General features: G+C 74.5%; 14 protein-coding genes. 10 read left to right on the forward strand and 4 right to left on the reverse strand.

Going from position 1 to position 14,380, the window contains the following annotated elements; all coding sequences use genetic code 11:
• Nucleotides 1–23: 23 nt before the first annotated feature.
• Nucleotides 24–896, forward strand: a complete 873-nt coding sequence (locus H505_RS0108400; RefSeq protein WP_026401631.1) for an alpha/beta hydrolase — start codon at nt 24–26, stop codon at nt 894–896.
• Nucleotides 897–948: 52 nt separating this feature from the next.
• Here the strand turns inward: H505_RS0108400 and H505_RS40570 are convergent, their stop codons facing one another.
• Together H505_RS40570 and H505_RS50530 are read right to left on the reverse strand one after the other, a co-directional pair.
• Nucleotides 949–2,658: a BCCT family transporter gene (locus H505_RS40570; RefSeq protein WP_084549980.1), complete on the reverse strand. Its 1,710-nt coding sequence runs from the start codon at nt 2,656–2,658 to the stop codon at nt 949–951.
• A 106-nt stretch (nt 2,659–2,764) separates the two neighbouring features.
• Entirely contained in the window at nt 2,765–2,914 is a 150-nt protein-coding gene (locus H505_RS50530; RefSeq protein WP_169528806.1) for a hypothetical protein, read from the reverse strand.
• Here H505_RS50530 and H505_RS0108410 point away from each other — a divergent pair.
• The 5 genes from H505_RS0108410 to H505_RS0108435 all read left to right on the forward strand — a co-directional run bounded on the left by H505_RS0108410 (nt 2,913) and on the right by H505_RS0108435 (nt 8,740).
• On the forward strand, nt 2,913–3,596 hold the full coding sequence (locus H505_RS0108410) for a hypothetical protein (RefSeq protein ID WP_026401632.1): 684 nt from the start codon (nt 2,913–2,915) through the stop codon (nt 3,594–3,596). The two genes, H505_RS50530 and H505_RS0108410, sit on opposite strands and share 2 nt — an antisense overlap.
• A 368-nt stretch (nt 3,597–3,964) precedes the next feature.
• On the forward strand, nt 3,965–4,621 hold the full coding sequence (locus tag H505_RS0108420; protein ID WP_026401633.1) for an HAD family hydrolase: 657 nt from the start codon (nt 3,965–3,967) through the stop codon (nt 4,619–4,621).
• A gap of 9 nt (nt 4,622–4,630) precedes the next feature.
• Nucleotides 4,631–4,939 (forward strand): hypothetical protein, encoded by a 309-nt coding sequence (locus tag H505_RS40575; RefSeq protein ID WP_157432941.1) that lies wholly within the window; start codon nt 4,631–4,633, stop codon nt 4,937–4,939.
• A gap of 58 nt (nt 4,940–4,997) precedes the next feature.
• Complete coding sequence (locus tag H505_RS40580) at nt 4,998–7,790, forward strand: hypothetical protein (RefSeq protein WP_034517062.1); 2,793 nt, start codon at nt 4,998–5,000, stop codon at nt 7,788–7,790.
• A 29-nt stretch (nt 7,791–7,819) separates the two neighbouring features.
• Complete coding sequence (locus H505_RS0108435) at nt 7,820–8,740, forward strand: NADP-dependent oxidoreductase (RefSeq protein WP_026401634.1); 921 nt, start codon at nt 7,820–7,822, stop codon at nt 8,738–8,740.
• Nucleotides 8,741–8,765: 25 nt separating this feature from the next.
• Here the strand turns inward: H505_RS0108435 and H505_RS0108440 are convergent, their stop codons facing one another.
• Together H505_RS0108440 and H505_RS0108445 are read right to left on the reverse strand one after the other, a co-directional pair.
• Nucleotides 8,766–9,824 (reverse strand): PP2C family protein-serine/threonine phosphatase, encoded by a 1,059-nt coding sequence (locus H505_RS0108440; RefSeq protein WP_051300431.1) that lies wholly within the window; start codon nt 9,822–9,824, stop codon nt 8,766–8,768.
• Between the two features lie 74 nt (nt 9,825–9,898).
• Nucleotides 9,899–10,579: a TetR/AcrR family transcriptional regulator gene (locus H505_RS0108445; RefSeq protein WP_026401636.1), complete on the reverse strand. Its 681-nt coding sequence runs from the start codon at nt 10,577–10,579 to the stop codon at nt 9,899–9,901.
• Between the two features lie 104 nt (nt 10,580–10,683).
• Between H505_RS0108445 and H505_RS0108450 the strand changes: the two genes are divergently transcribed.
• From H505_RS0108450 to H505_RS0108465, 4 genes are read left to right on the forward strand one after another with little or no spacing between them, the layout of a single operon-like run.
• Nucleotides 10,684–11,856: an acyl-CoA dehydrogenase family protein gene (locus H505_RS0108450; protein WP_026401637.1), complete on the forward strand. Its 1,173-nt coding sequence runs from the start codon at nt 10,684–10,686 to the stop codon at nt 11,854–11,856.
• Nucleotides 11,853–12,773 (forward strand): VOC family protein, encoded by a 921-nt coding sequence (locus H505_RS0108455; RefSeq protein WP_026401638.1) that lies wholly within the window; start codon nt 11,853–11,855, stop codon nt 12,771–12,773. The genes H505_RS0108450 and H505_RS0108455 overlap by 4 nt, the downstream gene beginning before the upstream one ends.
• On the forward strand, nt 12,773–13,624 hold the full coding sequence (locus H505_RS0108460; protein ID WP_034517064.1) for an alpha/beta fold hydrolase: 852 nt from the start codon (nt 12,773–12,775) through the stop codon (nt 13,622–13,624). Before H505_RS0108455 ends, H505_RS0108460 begins: the two co-directional genes overlap by 1 nt.
• A 58-nt stretch (nt 13,625–13,682) precedes the next feature.
• Complete coding sequence (locus H505_RS0108465; RefSeq protein ID WP_245592463.1) at nt 13,683–14,300, forward strand: flavin reductase family protein; 618 nt, start codon at nt 13,683–13,685, stop codon at nt 14,298–14,300.
• Nucleotides 14,301–14,380: the final 80 nt, after the last annotated feature.

Raw genomic sequence — 14,380 nt, forward strand, 5'->3', positions numbered from 1 at the left:
ACACCGAACGAGGGAGACCGAACGTGAAGATCGAAGGCTTCGACTACCACCGGATCGCCGTCGCCGACGGCGTCCACCTCAACACCGCCGTCGCGGGCACCGGCGCCCCCGTCGTCCTCCTGCACGGCTTCCCGCAGACGCACCTGATGTGGCGGCACGTCGCCGCCGACCTCGCCGCCGACCACACGGTCATCGTCCCCGACCTGCGCGGCTACGGCGACAGCGACAAGCCCGCCGAGACGTCCCCCGACACCTACTCCAAGCGCACCATGGCCGCCGACGCGGTCGCGGTCGCCCGCGCCCTCGGCCACGAGCGCTTCGCGCTCGCCGGCCACGACCGCGGCGCGCTCGTCGCGTTCCGCGCCGGCCTCGACCACCCCGGCACCGTCACGCACCTCGCGACCCTGGACGTCCTGCCCACGCTCGACATGTGGGACGCGATGCACGGCGCCTCGGCCGCGGTCGGCTTCCACCTCTTCCTGATGGCCCAGCCGCCCGGTCTCCCCGAACGGCTGATCGCCGGCGCCCCCGACGCGTTCTTCGGCCACTTCCTCGACCTGTGGGCCGGCTCCCCGGACGCGATCCCCGCCGACGTCCGCGCCGCCTACCTGGCCGCCTGCCGCGCCGCGGTCCCCTCGATCGTCGCCGACTACCGCGCGTCCGCGAACATCGACATCGCCCACGACCGGGCCGACCGGGACGCGGGCAACCGCCTCGCGATGCCCGTCACCGTCCTCCAGCAGGACTGGGGCGCCGCCCTCGGCTACGACGCCGAGGCCCTCTGGCGCCCGTGGGCGTCCGACCTCGTCCACGCGACCGTCCCGTGGGGCCACTTCATGGCCGAGGAAGCCCCCGCCGAGGTGACCAAGACCCTCCGCGACCTGCTGACCCGCTGACGAAAAACGACGGGCCCGCCCCGGAAGCGACATCGGGGGCGGGCCCGGTCCGTCAGGACTTCTGCACGGCCTTCTCGGGCGGCGCCGGTCCGTCTCCGGCCTGGGCGCGGCGCTGCAGTTCCCTGAACTGCGCGGCGTAGGCCGCGTGCGACTCCTGTTTCAGCCCCTTGGCGAGGCTGACGAGCATGAGGCAGGCCAGGATGAAGATCGGTAGTCCGATCACCGTGATGACCTGCTGCAAGGCTTCCAGCGCGGCGTCGCCGCCGAGGACGATGAGCGAGGCGGCCAGGGTCCCCTCGGCGATGCCCCAGAACAGCCGCTGCCGCACCGGCCCGGGGTCTTCGGAACCGGAGCAGAGCATGTCGACGACCAGCGACGCCGAGTCGGAGGACGTCGCGAAGAACAGTGCGACGACGACGACCGCGATGCCCTTGATCAGGGTCTCCGCCGGGAAGTTCGAGAAGAACTCGAACATCGCGAGCGGGACCTGCTCGTCCTTGACGACCTTCTGGGTCAGGGAGCCGCCGTCCCCGCCGATGCCGTCGATCCGCATCGCCGACCAGCCGAAGATGGCGAACCAGACCACCGTGAAGACCGCCGGCGCGAACAGCACGCCGCCGACGAACTGGCGGATGGTGCGGCCCTTGGAGATGCGGGCCAGGAAGACGCCCATGAACGGCGCCCAGGTGACGGTCCAGGCCCAGTAGAAGACGGTCCAGCCGCCCTGCCAGCCCCAGCCGCCTTCCTTGGTGAAGCCGGCCATCGCGTCGTTCCACAGCGAGAGCCCGACGATGCTCTCCATGTAGCGGCCCGTGCTCTCGAAGATCTGCCGGAACAGGAACACCGTCTCGCCGAAGAGGAGCACGAAGACCATCAGCCCGACGGCCATCAGGATGTTGATGTTCGAGAGCCGCTTCACGCCCTTGTCGAGGCCGGCCACGATCGAGCTCACGGCGACGGCGGTGAGCACGGTGATCACCAGCACCCGGGTGCCCACGTTGTCCGGCAGCGGGGTCAGCACCTCGAGGCCCGCCGCGATCTGCGAGGTCCCCAGGCCGAGCGACACCGCCAGGCCGAAGAGGGTGCCGAGGACGGCGAAGATGTCGATGGTCCGGCCGATCGGGCCGTGGATCCGCTCCTTGAGGAACGGGTAGAACACCGAGCTGACCCGCAGCGGCAGGTTGTACCGGTAGATGAAGAAGCCGAACGCGAGCCCGGGCAGGGTGAAGATCGCCCAGGTGTGCAGGCTCAGGTGGTACAGCGAGAAGTTCATCGCCTCGCGCGAGGCGTCGACCGAGTACGGGGCCACGTCGGCCATCGGCGGGTTCGCGAAGTGCGAGATCGGCTCGGCGACGCCCCAGAACATCAGGACGGTGCCGATGCCGCCGGCGAAGAGCATCGCGAACCAGGAGAGGTTCCCGTACTCGGGCCGCGAGTCGTCTCCGCCGAGCCGGAGGTTGCCGTACCGGCTCAGCGCGACCCACACCAGGAAGACCAGCCAGGCGGTCACCCCGAGGATGAAGAACCACCCCAGATTGGTGACGATCCAGTCCCGGCCGGAGGTGAAGAGGTCGTTGATCGGGCCGGGGAGCGCCAGCACCAGGACCAGGAAGGCGATCATCAGCCCGGCCGAGACGAAGAAGATGATCGGGTCCGTGTGGAGGCCGAGCCTGCGGGCCGCCGCGCTCAGCGGCCCCTCGCCCGTACCGGGCGGACCGGCATCGCTCTTGGTGCCGGCCTCGCCGCCGACGGGTTCATCCATGAATCGACCCTTTCCTGTCGTCTGATGGGCAGTCGACGATGATGCACAGGCCGAGTGCCGCCAGCTACCCCCGATGCTCCGGGGACGCCGCAGCGGAGCCGGATCGTTACAGCGAAGAAGCGGGATCGGAATAGGCGAACCGGTTTCGGCGAAGCGCCATCAGGAAACCGGCGACGCCTTCCGAGCGTCCGCCGGTCGCGCCGGCACCGCCCGCCCGCTCGAGGAACGTCGCACCCGCGTGCCAGAGTGTCCGCATGAAAGGCGATCTTCAGAGCGCGGGCCGGGCGTTCGCCTCGTCCATCCGCGTCGACGAGCCCGGCGCGTGGCGGGGGCCCGTCCCCGGCGCCCCCGACGACTACGCCGCGCTGATCACCGCGATCGGCCCCGGGACCCTCGCCGGCGTCCTCCGCCTGCTCGTCCCCGGGGACGCCGAAGAAGAGCGGCACCGCACCCCGGACATCCCCGCCGAGGCGCGGCTGTGGGGCGTCTTCGCGACGGGTGAGACCTGCTGGTGGCTCCCTGTCCGCCCCGACCCGGCCGACTGGCTGATCGTCCTCGTCGGCCGGGGGCACCAGCAGCTCAACATCTCCACCGGCGAGTTCCTCACCCGGTGGCTCGACGGCGGCCTGGACCTCCCGGTCCTCTCGCTCCCGCCCGTCCGCCGCGAACGCGTCCTGACCCGGGCCGCGCCCGCGCCCGTCCCGGACCCGGAGGTCCGCCGCGACCCGCTCGCCCAGCTCAAGACCATCGTCGGCCCCGGCCGACCGCAGGTCCACGACTGGGACGCGATCGAGGGCGAGCTGGGAACGCGGCTCCCGACCGACTACAAGAGGCTCCAGGAGTCCTTCCCCGCCGCCGTGTGGAACGGCTTCTTCGTCGTCGCTCCGAAGGACACGGCGTCCCACCACGAGATGCACCGCGACCTGCTCGAGGACTGATGCACCGACGACCGCCCCGAGGACGCCGATCCCGACGAGTACTTCTATGTCTTCCCCGAGCCGGGCGGCCTTCTCTTCTGCGCGAGCACCGAGGGCCGCGACGTCCTCTGCTGGGACACCCGCGACCCGGACCCCGACCGGTGGCCCGTCGTCCGCCTCGACTTCGACGGCCCCGTCGACTACGGGTGCACGATCACCGAACTGCTCGTCGACGTCCTCACCGGATGCAGCGGGATGACGTCCAAGGAGATCGGCGACCCGGCCGCCTGGGCCTGGCCCATCTGGGGCCCCGACCCGGTCACCTGACACCAGTCGAGCCCGAGCCGCGCGGGCCGAGTGGGGGCCGGGACGGCGGGTAGGGCCGGGGCATGGTTGAGGCTGTGCTGTTCGATGTGGACGGGACGCTCGTCGACACCACGTTCCTGCATGCGGTCACGTGGTGGGAGGCGTTCCGGCAGCAGGGGCACGCGGTGGCGATGGCGGAGGTCCACCGGGCGGTCGGGATGGGGTCGGACAAGCTGCTCGACCAGGTGCTGCCGGACGGGCGCGACCGGGGCGCCGACGACGCGATGCGGGACGCGCATACGGCCCTGTACGCCCAGTACTGGGGCCGATTGCAGGCGTTCGACGGCGCGGCGGAGCTGCTGCGGGCGTGCAAGGCGCGGGGGAAGCGGGTGGTGCTCGCGAGTTCGGCGGCCGAGCCGGAGATGCGGGCGCTGCGGGCGGCGCTGGACGCGGAGGACGCGATCGACGAGGCGACGTCGGCGTCGGAGGTCGGGCAGAGCAAACCCGCGCCGGACCTCGTGGAGCTGGCGCTCGAACGGGCGGGTGCGCCGGCGGGGCGCGCGGTGTTCGTGGGGGACACCGCGTGGGACGTCGAGGCGGCGGGGCGGGTCGGCGTGCCGTGCGTCGGGGTGCTCACCGGCGGGTGGGCGCGCGGCGAACTGGAGGCCGCGGGCGCCGTCGCCGTCTATGACGATCCGCGGGCGCTGCTCGCGAATCTGGACGAGAGCCCGCTGCATTAGCATCGCGGCATGAATTCGTCGCGAGCGCAGTCTTTCTTCGCCGGGATGCTGGTCGCCAACAGCGCGCCGCACATCGCCACCGCCGTCAGCGGGCGCCGGCACATGACGCCGCTGGCCGGGCGGGAGTCGGGCCCGGTGGCGAACGGCGTGTGGGCCGGGCTCAACCTGGCGGGCGGCGCCGTGCTGCTGCGTTTCGCGCGAAAGGGAAAGGACGGGGCGCGCTGGGACCGCGATCTCGTCGCGTTCGAGACGGGATATCTGGCGTTCGCGTCGTGGATGGCCTTGTCGGAGCGTTTCTTTCCGATGAATTCCGAGTGAGCGCCTGACGGGAAAACCGTTTGGGCGGGCGCCGGGGCCGGGCGCATGATGGCGTGCGATGAACATCCGGTTGGCGGGCGGCGTGGTGGACGCGCGGCGGTCCGCGTGGATCGCGGGGCCGTCCGGGCCCGTGCGGGCGGACGGACCGGGCGCGAAGCCCGGCACCCCGGTGGCGCTCGGCCCGGAGGACGCGCCGGGCGGCGACGTGCGGCGGGCGGTCGCGGCGCTGCGGGTGCTGGTGGCGGACGGCGGCGACGTCGCGGCGGGCGCGGGGGTCGATCTCGGGGCGGGGTTCCGGTCCGGGCGGCTGGAGGGCGCGCGCGGGGACCGGCGCGACGCCGTCCTGGCCGCGCTGCGGGCCGTCGGCGTGCGGGACGCGCGGCGGCTCGGCGACCGGGCCGCGGTCATGGTCGCGCTGTTCGGGCCCTCGGCCACCAAGCGGGTCGGGGCCGCGGCGGCACGGGCCGCCGAGGAGGGCCGGTGGGACGCGCTGCACGTGGCGTCGGCGGCGAGCGACGTCCTGGGCCCGGAGCAGCTGGAGCGGGTGCTGGAGCTCGCCGCGCCGGAGCCGGTGGTCCCCGGCGGTTCGCCGTCGGCGCTGGGCGCCGACCTGCGGCGGGTGCTCGCGCCGGTGCCGCGGCCGCGCAGGCCGGACCTCGTCCTGGACCTGTGGCGGCGGGTGGCGGAGCACCGGGTCGAGGAGGCGCGCCGGGAGCGCCGCCGGGCGACGCAGTCGCGCCGCGACCGGGTGGCGGACCTGCACGCGCGCCGGCGGCACTCCGAGGACGAGCGGGTCCTGCAGTGGGCGAGGGGGGACCTCGGGGCCGACGCGTCGTTCGCGGACTACGCGCGGTGGGTGCCGCCGGACGCCTACTGGCACATCGCGCTGTGCGGGCTGTACCGGGACGCGCTCGCCGCGACGGCGCTGCTCCGCACGGCCGTCGCGGTCGCCGATCACGGTGTGCGCGAGGGGCTGGCACGGTCCGCGGACCTTCTGGACGCGGCCGTGGAGCAGGCGCGCGACGACGCGGCGGTGTACGACGCGCGGCGGGTGCCGGGGCTCACGGGCCTGCCGCCCCGTCCCGGCGCCTACGTGCGGGACCTGCGCCGCAAGGTGGGCGAGCCGGAGGACGCGAGGCTCGCCGGGTACGTCCGCCCGCGCCTGGCCTGCGCCCGGGACTTCGCCCTCGTGGTGGTGCAGGACATCGTGCGCGCCCTCGACGAGGTCGACACGCGCGTTCCCGAGACCGCGCTGCGCGGCTGGGCCGAGGTCCCGGTGGGCGGCTGGCGGAGGGGCGCGGGGTACGGCGTGCGGCCGCCGGAGGAGTGGGACGGCATCGGACCGTGGGCCGCGCGGATGCTCGACCGCGCGCCGCTGTCGGCCCGCGTCGCCGAGGCCGGCGGGGACGCCTCCGGCGCCGAGGTGATCGGGGACTTCCTCTGGTACGTGGACCTGATCGACGCCCTGGCGCAGGTGCACGGCCGCGAGCGGGCGCAGGCCGAGCCCGGCACCGGTGAACCCTGGTTCTCGCACGATGCCGAGCCCGAGCCGGACGACCGTCCCGGGTACGCGTCGGTCACGCAGGCGGTGGCGGGCACCGCGCGGCTCGTCGCCTTCGGCGGGGTGCCGCCCGGGAACGCCCGGACGTGGCCCGCGCTCGTGGAGTCGCTGCTGACCGGGACCGCCGTGACCGAGGCCCTCACCGGCGAGTTCGCGGTGCCGGCGCCGCTCGCCGCGCTGGACGGCGCCGAGGTGGGCGGCCACCGCGCCAAAGTGGCGCGCACCGCTCGCGACCTGGCCGAATGGGCCGGTTACATGGGCAACTGCATCGCGGCGTACTTCCCGGAGGGCGAGTCGGGGAAGTCCGTCCTGGTGGGTTTGTACGGCGCCTCCGGGCGCCTGGTCGCCAACGCGGAGGTGGTGCGGCTCAGGCCCGCCGCCCGCGGATGGTGCGTGGCCCAGATCGAGGGGCGGTTCAACCAGGAGGCGCCCCGGGAGCTCGCCGCGGCCTTCCGCGCCCGCGTCGAGGCGCTCCCGGGCGACGCGCCCGCCGCCGAGGAGGGCGGCGCTCCGGACGCCGGCGGGCCGCCCGCGCGTCCCGCCCGGCGCGGCGCCGGGGACCGCCTGCTTGCGGAGGCGGGCCCGGCGCTCCGGGAGCTGGTCCGGGTGGACGGCGCGGCGCTCGGCGTGCTCGCCGCCGTCGCCGCGACCGCGCCGGACGCGGCGGCGGTGCGGATCGGCCGGTCGGATCTCGACCGGCTCGCGCGGGACTGCGCCCGCGCGCTGGACGGGCGCGCCGCCGACCTGGCCGGACTGTGGGAGGCGACGGCGCACCGCCCGCTGCGCGACGCGGTCGAGGCGCTGGACCCGTCCGCCCGCGACCGGCTCGCGCCACTGTCCGGCGAGGCGCCGCTGCCGAAGTCGCTGCGCCGCCTGGTCCGGCTGCCGGGGATCGCGGACGCCCACGCGATCGAGCTCGCCGCGCGCCGCGTCCGCCGCGCCGTCGGGCTGCTGGCCGTCCGGGACGACCCGGCCCTCGCCCGCGCGGTCCGCCGCCGTCCCGCCGCGGGGCCGCTGTGCGCGCTGGCCGTCCACGTCACCTGCGCGCGTCCCGGGATCGCGCTGGCGGAGGTCGCGGCGCCGCGCCGCGCGACCGTCCCCGGGTTTCCCGCGGCTTCCCTCGCCGACGAGGACGGTCCGTGGCGGCGGGCGTTCCCCGCCGCGCGGGAGCTCGGGGCGGACACCGGCGCGTTCTGGGACGAGGCGGCCGAGTACGGGCTGCGGGTCCCGGCCTCGTGGCTCGGGTCGGGCGGCTGGCCCGCGCTGTGGGCCCGCGCACATCGCGGTTAGTTCCGTTTCTGCTGGTTATGTGTGTGGTCATGCGCGCTGTGACTTATGCGGCCTTCGCGGAGGACAACTCGCGGCTGGAGATCGGGGACGTCCCGGATCCGCGGGTGGGCCCCGGGCAGGTGCTGATCGAGGTGTGGGCGGCCGGAGTGAACCCGGTCGACTGGAAGGTGATGGCGGGCGGTCTGGAAGGGATGATGGAGGCGCTGTTCCCCGTCATCCCCGGCTGGGACGTCGCCGGGGTGGTGCGGGCCGTCGGGCCGGACACGCCCGAGTTCGCCGTCGGGGACGAGGTGATGTCCTACGCCCGCAAGGACGTGGTGCGGGCGGGCACGTTCGCCGAGTACGTGGCGGTGTCGGCCTGGGCGGTGTCCCGCAAGCCGACGACGCTGGACTGGCGGCAGGCGGGCGGGCTGCCGCTGGCCGGGATGACCGCGCAGCGCACCCTGGACCGGCTCGAGGTCGGCCCCGGCGACACGCTGCTGATTCACGGCGCGTCCGGCGGCGTCGGCGACCTCGCCGTGCAGATGGCCCGGGCGCGGGGCGCGTCCGTGATCGGGACGGCGTCCGAGCGCAACCACCCGCACCTGCGGGGGCGCGGCGCCGAACCCCTCGTGTACGGGGAGGGGCTCGTCGAGCGGGTGCGGGAGGCCGCGCCGGACGGGGTCACGGCGGTCGCCGACTTCGCGGGCGGGCAGCTCGACACGACGCTGGCCGTGCTGGCGCCCGGGGGGCGGCACGCGTCGGTCGCCGACCCCTCCGCCGCCGAGCACGGCGGGCACTGGATCTGGGTGCGGCCGGACGGCGCGAAGCTCGCCGAGCTCGCGGACATGGCGGAGCGCGGGGCGCTCACCGTGGACGTCGCCGCGACGTACAAGCTCGACCGGGTCGGGGAGGCGTTCGACGCGAGCCGCGAGGGGCACACGCGCGGCAAGCTGGTCATCGAACCGTAGCCGCCGAGCGGCCCGCCGCCCCGGGTCAGACGCGGCGGCGCAGCAGCAGCATCGCGGCGTCGTCGTCGAGCGGCGCGCCGACGTAGGAGAGCAGGTCGGACTGCAGGCCGTCGAGGGCGTCCTCGGGGTCGTCCGCGGCCAGCACGCCGACCCGCTCGGTGAGCGGGTAGAAGGCCCCGTCGGCGTCGCGGGCCTCGATGACGCCGTCGGTGTAGAGCAGCATCTGGTCGCCGGGGAAGAGGTCGACGCGGGTGCTCGGCGCGGGTTCCTCGACCAGGACGGAGAGGCCGAGCGGCGGCGCGGGCTCGGGCGGGTCGAGCGTCGCGGTCGAGGCGTCGGAGCGGATCAGCAGCGGCGGCGGGTGCCCGCGGTTCAGCAGCGTGACGCCGTCGTCCTCGTGGACCTCGGCGAGCAGGGCCGTGACGAACTGCTCGCTGCCGAGCTGCCGGGCGAGCGCCCGCTCGATGCGCCCGGCGACGCCGTGCAGGTCCGCCTCGTCGTAGGCGGCCTCGCGGAAGGCGCCGAGGACGACCGCGGCGGTCTCGACGGCGTCCAGGCCCTTGCCCTGCACGTCGCCGACGATGACGCGCACGCCCCGCGCGGTCTGCACCACCTCGTAGAGGTCGCCGCCGATCCGCGCCCCCGCCGCGGCGGAGATGTACCGGACGGTCGCGCGCACCGGCCCGACGCGCCGCGGCATCGGGCGCAGCAGCACCCGCTGGGCGACCTCGGCGATGTTGCGCACGTCGGCGAGCTCGCGCTCGCGGCGCTGCCGGTAGACCGCGGCGATCGTCCCGGCGACGGTGACGCCGCCGATGGAGACGAACGTCAGGTTCGTCCGGAAGGTGCCGAGGACGTCGCTGTAGGCGCCGAGCAGCGTGCAGAGGACGATCGCGAGCACGCCCACGAACAGGGTGCGCAGGACGCCGCCGAAGAGGCTGGCGAACGCGGGGCCGAGCGCGAGCAGCGGCAGGTATCCGACGGTGGGGCCGGCGGAGAAGTCGACGACGGAGATGACCGCCAGCGCCGCGAACGGCAGCACCCGCAGGGGGAGCGGCCCGTCGCGGCGCGTGCCGAGCTCCACCTGTGACGCCCCCCGGACGGCCGACTGCCTGAAGCAGCAGCTTAGCGCCACGGACGGCCGCCCGGCCCGCGGTTTCAGACGCCGCCGGAGCCCCCGGCCCCGCCCGCCCCGGCGTCCCCGGCGACCTCGCGGGCGATGCGGTCGGCGACGGAGTCGAGGGCGGTCGCGAGCAGGTCCTGGAGGGCGTTCATGTCGATCGAGGGGTCCCCGGCGGACATCGCGTACAGGCCGTCGGACGCCGCCATGTTCAGCTGCGCGAGCAGCCCGGGCAGGTCGGGGCGCCGCTCGACGACCTCGCCGGGCAGCACGGCGCCCCACCAGTCGGCCATCGCGGTGAGCATCTCCGCGCGGATCTGCTGGAAGCGGGCGCGGGCGGCGGGCTCCTCGGCGCGGCGCTCCAGCAGCAGCATCAGCCCGAGGCGCATGAACACCGGGCGGTCGGCGAAGCTCTGCCCGGCCTCGCGGAGCCAGTTGCGCAGGTACTCGATGCGGTCCGTGCCGGGCTCGGGCGGCGCCCAGCGGGGGCGGGCGGGCAGCCACTCGGTGTAGCTGTGCTCGATCACCGCGGCGAGCAGGTCGTCCTTGCTGCCGAAGTGCCAGTAGACGGAGCTGGCCGGGAGCCCGGAGCGCTTGGTGACCAGGGCGACGCTCGTCCCGTCGTAGCCGCGCTCGGCCGCGATCTCGGCGGCGGCGCGCAGGATGCGGCGGCGCGTCTCGCCGCTGTGCTGGGTGCGTCGGTCTGTTTTGGGGGCCACGGACCTCTTGCTATCACACGCCGGCGAGGCGTAGGTTGCCGCACAACATCCTGTAACGCTTACTACAGGGAAGAATGTTCACTACAGACGACAGGGGGTCGTCCATGACGATCGCTGAACGGGTGCGGGCGGCCGCCCCCGGCCTCGCCGAGCAGGAGCGCGTCGCCGTCCGCGACCGCTCGCTCACCGCCGAGACCTGGCGGCTGCTGCTCGAGACGGGCGTCCTGCGGGCCCTGCAGCCCGCCCGCTGGGGCGGCGGCGAGGCGCCGCTCGCCGACTTCCTGGACGGCGTGTTCGAGGTGGCGCGGGTCGCGCCGTCCGCGGGCTGGGTCGCCGGCGTCGTCGGCTCCCACCCGTGGCAGAGCGCCCTGTTCCCCGAGGAGACGCAGAAGGAGCTCTGGGGCGAGGACGCGTCCCGCATGCTGTCGTCGTCGTACGCGCCGACCGGCAAGGTCGTCCCCGTGGACGGGGGCTACCGGGTGAGCGGCCGCTGGTCGTTCTCCTCCGGCTGCGACCACGGCCACGGCGTCATCCTCGGCGGCATCGCCGGGGAGGCGGACGCCGGCGGCGCGCGCGTCCCCGACTACGGGTCGCTCATCCTGCTGCGCGGCGAGTACCGCATCGACGACAACTGGCACACCTCCGGGCTCAAGGGCACCGGCAGCAAGGACATCGTCGTCGAGGACGTCGTCGTCCCCGCGCGCCGGTTCCTGTCCCACGTCCGCTACGAGTACCTGCCGGGCGTCCTCGCCCCCGGCCAGGAGACCAACCCCGGCCCGCGCTACCGGCTGCCGTGGGCGACGCTGTTCAACCTCGTCCTCGTCGCGCCGACCCTCGGCATGGCGCAGGGGTTCCTGGACGAGTGGACGAGGACCACCCGCGAGCGGCGGGCGAACTGGGGCGGGAAGGTCGGCGAGGACCCGCTCGTCCAGAAGCACCTGGCCGACGCGTACTGGACGCTCGACGCCGCCGTCGCGAAGATGCGCAACGCCGCCGTGACGATCACCGAGGCGGGGGAGTCGGGCCGGTACGTCGAGAAGGAGGAGCGGGCCCGGCTGCGCTGGGACGTCAACCGCGGCTGCGAGCTGGCCGGGGACGCCGTCGCCGACCTCTACCGGATCTCCTCCGGCCGCGTCGCCTACCTCGACCACCCGCTGCACGGCCGGTTCCAGGACATCGTCGCCGCCCTCGGCCACGCGTTCCTCGCCACCGACAACGTCGCCCTCGCCTACGCCGCCCGCGTCCTGGGCGCCACGCCGCCGGAGGTACAGCTGTGATCCAGTCGCTCGACTACATCGGTTTCTCCTCGCCCGCCTACGAGGAGTGGCTGGCGTTCGGCCCCGAGGTGCTCGGGATGGAGGTCGCCGGGCGCGGCGGCGACGGCGCCGTGCGCCTGCGCGTCGACGACGCCGACTACCGCCTCGTGATCCACCCCGGCGGGGAGCACGCGCACGAGTACCTCGGCTGGGGCGTCCGCACCCCCGACGCGATGGACGAGCTCGCCGCGCGCCTGCGCGACCGCGGCATCGAGGTGCGGGAGGAGGACGCCGGGCTCGCCGCCGAACGCGGCGTCGCCGCGCTCGTCTCGTTCACCGACCCGTTCGGCAACCGGCACGAGCTGTCGTGGGGCCAGCGGCGGCATCCGGGCGGGTTCCGGCCGGGACGGGCGATGTCGGGCGGGTTCGTCACCGGCCCGCAGGGGCTCGGGCACGCGGTCCTCGTCGTCCCGGACATGGCCGAGGCCAACGCGTTCTTCACCGAGGTCCTCGGCTTCAAGCTGTCCGACCGCATCGTCGACCCGCCGCTGAACGCGCAGTTCTACCACGTCAACGGACGCCACCACTCGCTCGCGATCGCCGAGATCCCGGGCACGAGCGGCTTCCAGCACCTCATGGTCGAGGTCGAGTCGCTGGACGACGTCGGCATCGCCTACGACCTCTGCGAGGAGCGCGACGTCCCGATCGTGCTGACCCTCGGCCGCCACACCAACGACCGCGCGACGTCCTTCTACCTTTACACGCCGGCCGGCTTCAACCTCGAGTACGGCCAGGGCGGCGTGGTCGTGGACGACGCGCTGTGGGAGCCCGCCACCTACACCAGCACCAAGATCTGGGGCCACCGCGGCACCGAGCACCGCGAGAAGCTCCCGTTCGCCCTGTTCAACAAGCCCGCCGCCACGGAGGAGAGCGCCTGATGCCCGCGGAGATCACCACCACCGACGTCCAGGCCGGGGAGCACCGGCTGCGGGTCAGCACGTCCGGCGACCCGTCCGCCGAGCCGCTGCTGTTCCTGCACGGCTCCGGGCCGGGCGTCAGCGGGCTGTCGAACTGGGAGCGGCTGATCGGCGACCTCGGCGACCGCTACCACTGCATCGCGCCCGACACGCTCGGCTTCGGCGACTCCGACCACCCGAACCCGCCGCCGCGCGGCATGGCCGCCTTCACCGAGCTGCGCGTCGCCGCGACCTGGAAGCTGCTGGACGCCCTCGGCATCGACCGCGTCACGCTCGTCGGCAACTCCTACGGCGGGCAGATGTCCCTGGCCATGACCCTGGAGCGGCCGGAGCGGGTCGGGAAGGTGATCCTCATGGGCAGCGGCGGCATGCCCGATCTGAAGCCGCTGCCGGGGCTGGCGAAGCTGATCGGCTTCTACGACGACCCGACCGAGGAGGCGATGGCCGAGCTGCTCACGCTGTTCGTCCACGACCCGTCCGCGTTCGGGCCCCGCCTCGGGGAGATCGCCGCCGGGCGGATGCCGCGCGCGCTCCGCGAGGACGTGCGCCGCTCGCACCTCGCGACGTTCGACTTCAGCGCGGGCGGCCGCATCGGCTGGCGGCCCGAGGAACTGGCGAAGATCGACAAGGACGTGCTGGTCGTCGCGGCCCGCGAGGACAAGATCGTCCCGCCCGAGGTGAGCCACTACCTGGCCCGGCACATCCCGAACGCGCGGCTGCACATCGTGCCGAACTGCGGGCACTGGAGCCAGATCGAGCACCCCGAGACCTTCGCGAACCTCGTCGACGGGTTCGTCCGGGGCGCGTTCTGACACGTCCGTGAGGGGGCGCCGCGCCCGTCCGCGCGGCGCCCCGGCGAAAGGAGGACCGATGACCATCCGAGACACCGGCCGGGACACGGCGCACCGGACGGCCGGGGCGGCCGGCACGGCGCCGCACGCCCATGACGCGATGCCGGCCGCGGCCCCGGAGAGCGCGCCGCGGGCCCCCGACATCGCGCCGGACGCGCTGCGGCGCGTCCTGTCCCACTACCCGACGGGCGTCGTGGCCGTCACGGCGATGCACGGCCCGCCGGGGGAGGAGGAGCCGGTCGGCATGGCGGTCGGCTCGTTCACCTCGGTGTCGCTGCGCCCGGCGCTGGTCGGCTTCTTCCCCGACGCCGGGTCCACGACGTGGCCGCGCATCCGCGAGGCCGGCCGCTTCTGCGTGAACGTCCTGGGCGAGGAGCACCAGGACGTCTGCCGCCGGTTCGCCACGCGCGGCGCCGACAAGTTCGCGTCGCTCGGCTGGACCCCGGGGCCGACCGGCTCGCCCGTCCTGGACGACTCGCTCACCTGGATCGACTGCCGCCTGGAGCGGGTCACCGAGGCCGGGGACCACTTCCTCGCGCTCGGCCGCGTCGTCGACATGGGCGTGCGCGGGACCGGCGGGCCGCTCATCTTCTACCGGGGCGGCTACGGCGGCTACCGGGAGCCGCTCGCCTCCTGACGGCCCGCCTCGACCCGGCGACCCGCTTCCCGGAGCCCTCGTCTCGCATCCGCCCGGGCCGCTGCACGCCCATTTCCCTG

This window comes from Actinomadura rifamycini DSM 43936 (assembly GCF_000425065.1).
GTDB lineage: Bacteria > Actinomycetota > Actinomycetes > Streptosporangiales > Streptosporangiaceae > Spirillospora > Spirillospora rifamycini.

Excerpts from the sequence above, each read along its gene's own strand:
- H505_RS40570 (WP_084549980.1), bottom strand. The coding sequence starts at position 2,658 with ATGGATGAACCCGTCGGCGGCGAGGCCGGCACCAAGAGCGATGCCGGT.
- H505_RS0108410 (WP_026401632.1), top strand. The coding sequence starts at position 2,913 with ATGAAAGGCGATCTTCAGAGCGCGGGCCGGGCGTTCGCCTCGTCCATC.
- H505_RS50530 (WP_169528806.1), bottom strand. The coding sequence starts at position 2,914 with ATGCGGACACTCTGGCACGCGGGTGCGACGTTCCTCGAGCGGGCGGGC.
- H505_RS0108420 (WP_026401633.1), top strand. The coding sequence starts at position 3,965 with ATGGTTGAGGCTGTGCTGTTCGATGTGGACGGGACGCTCGTCGACACC.
- H505_RS40575 (WP_157432941.1), top strand. The coding sequence starts at position 4,631 with ATGAATTCGTCGCGAGCGCAGTCTTTCTTCGCCGGGATGCTGGTCGCC.
- H505_RS40580 (WP_034517062.1), top strand. The coding sequence starts at position 4,998 with ATGAACATCCGGTTGGCGGGCGGCGTGGTGGACGCGCGGCGGTCCGCG.
- H505_RS0108435 (WP_026401634.1), top strand. The coding sequence starts at position 7,820 with ATGCGCGCTGTGACTTATGCGGCCTTCGCGGAGGACAACTCGCGGCTG.
- H505_RS0108450 (WP_026401637.1), top strand. The coding sequence starts at position 10,684 with ATGACGATCGCTGAACGGGTGCGGGCGGCCGCCCCCGGCCTCGCCGAG.
- H505_RS0108460 (WP_034517064.1), top strand. The coding sequence starts at position 12,773 with ATGCCCGCGGAGATCACCACCACCGACGTCCAGGCCGGGGAGCACCGG.
- H505_RS0108465 (WP_245592463.1), top strand. The coding sequence starts at position 13,683 with ATGACCATCCGAGACACCGGCCGGGACACGGCGCACCGGACGGCCGGG.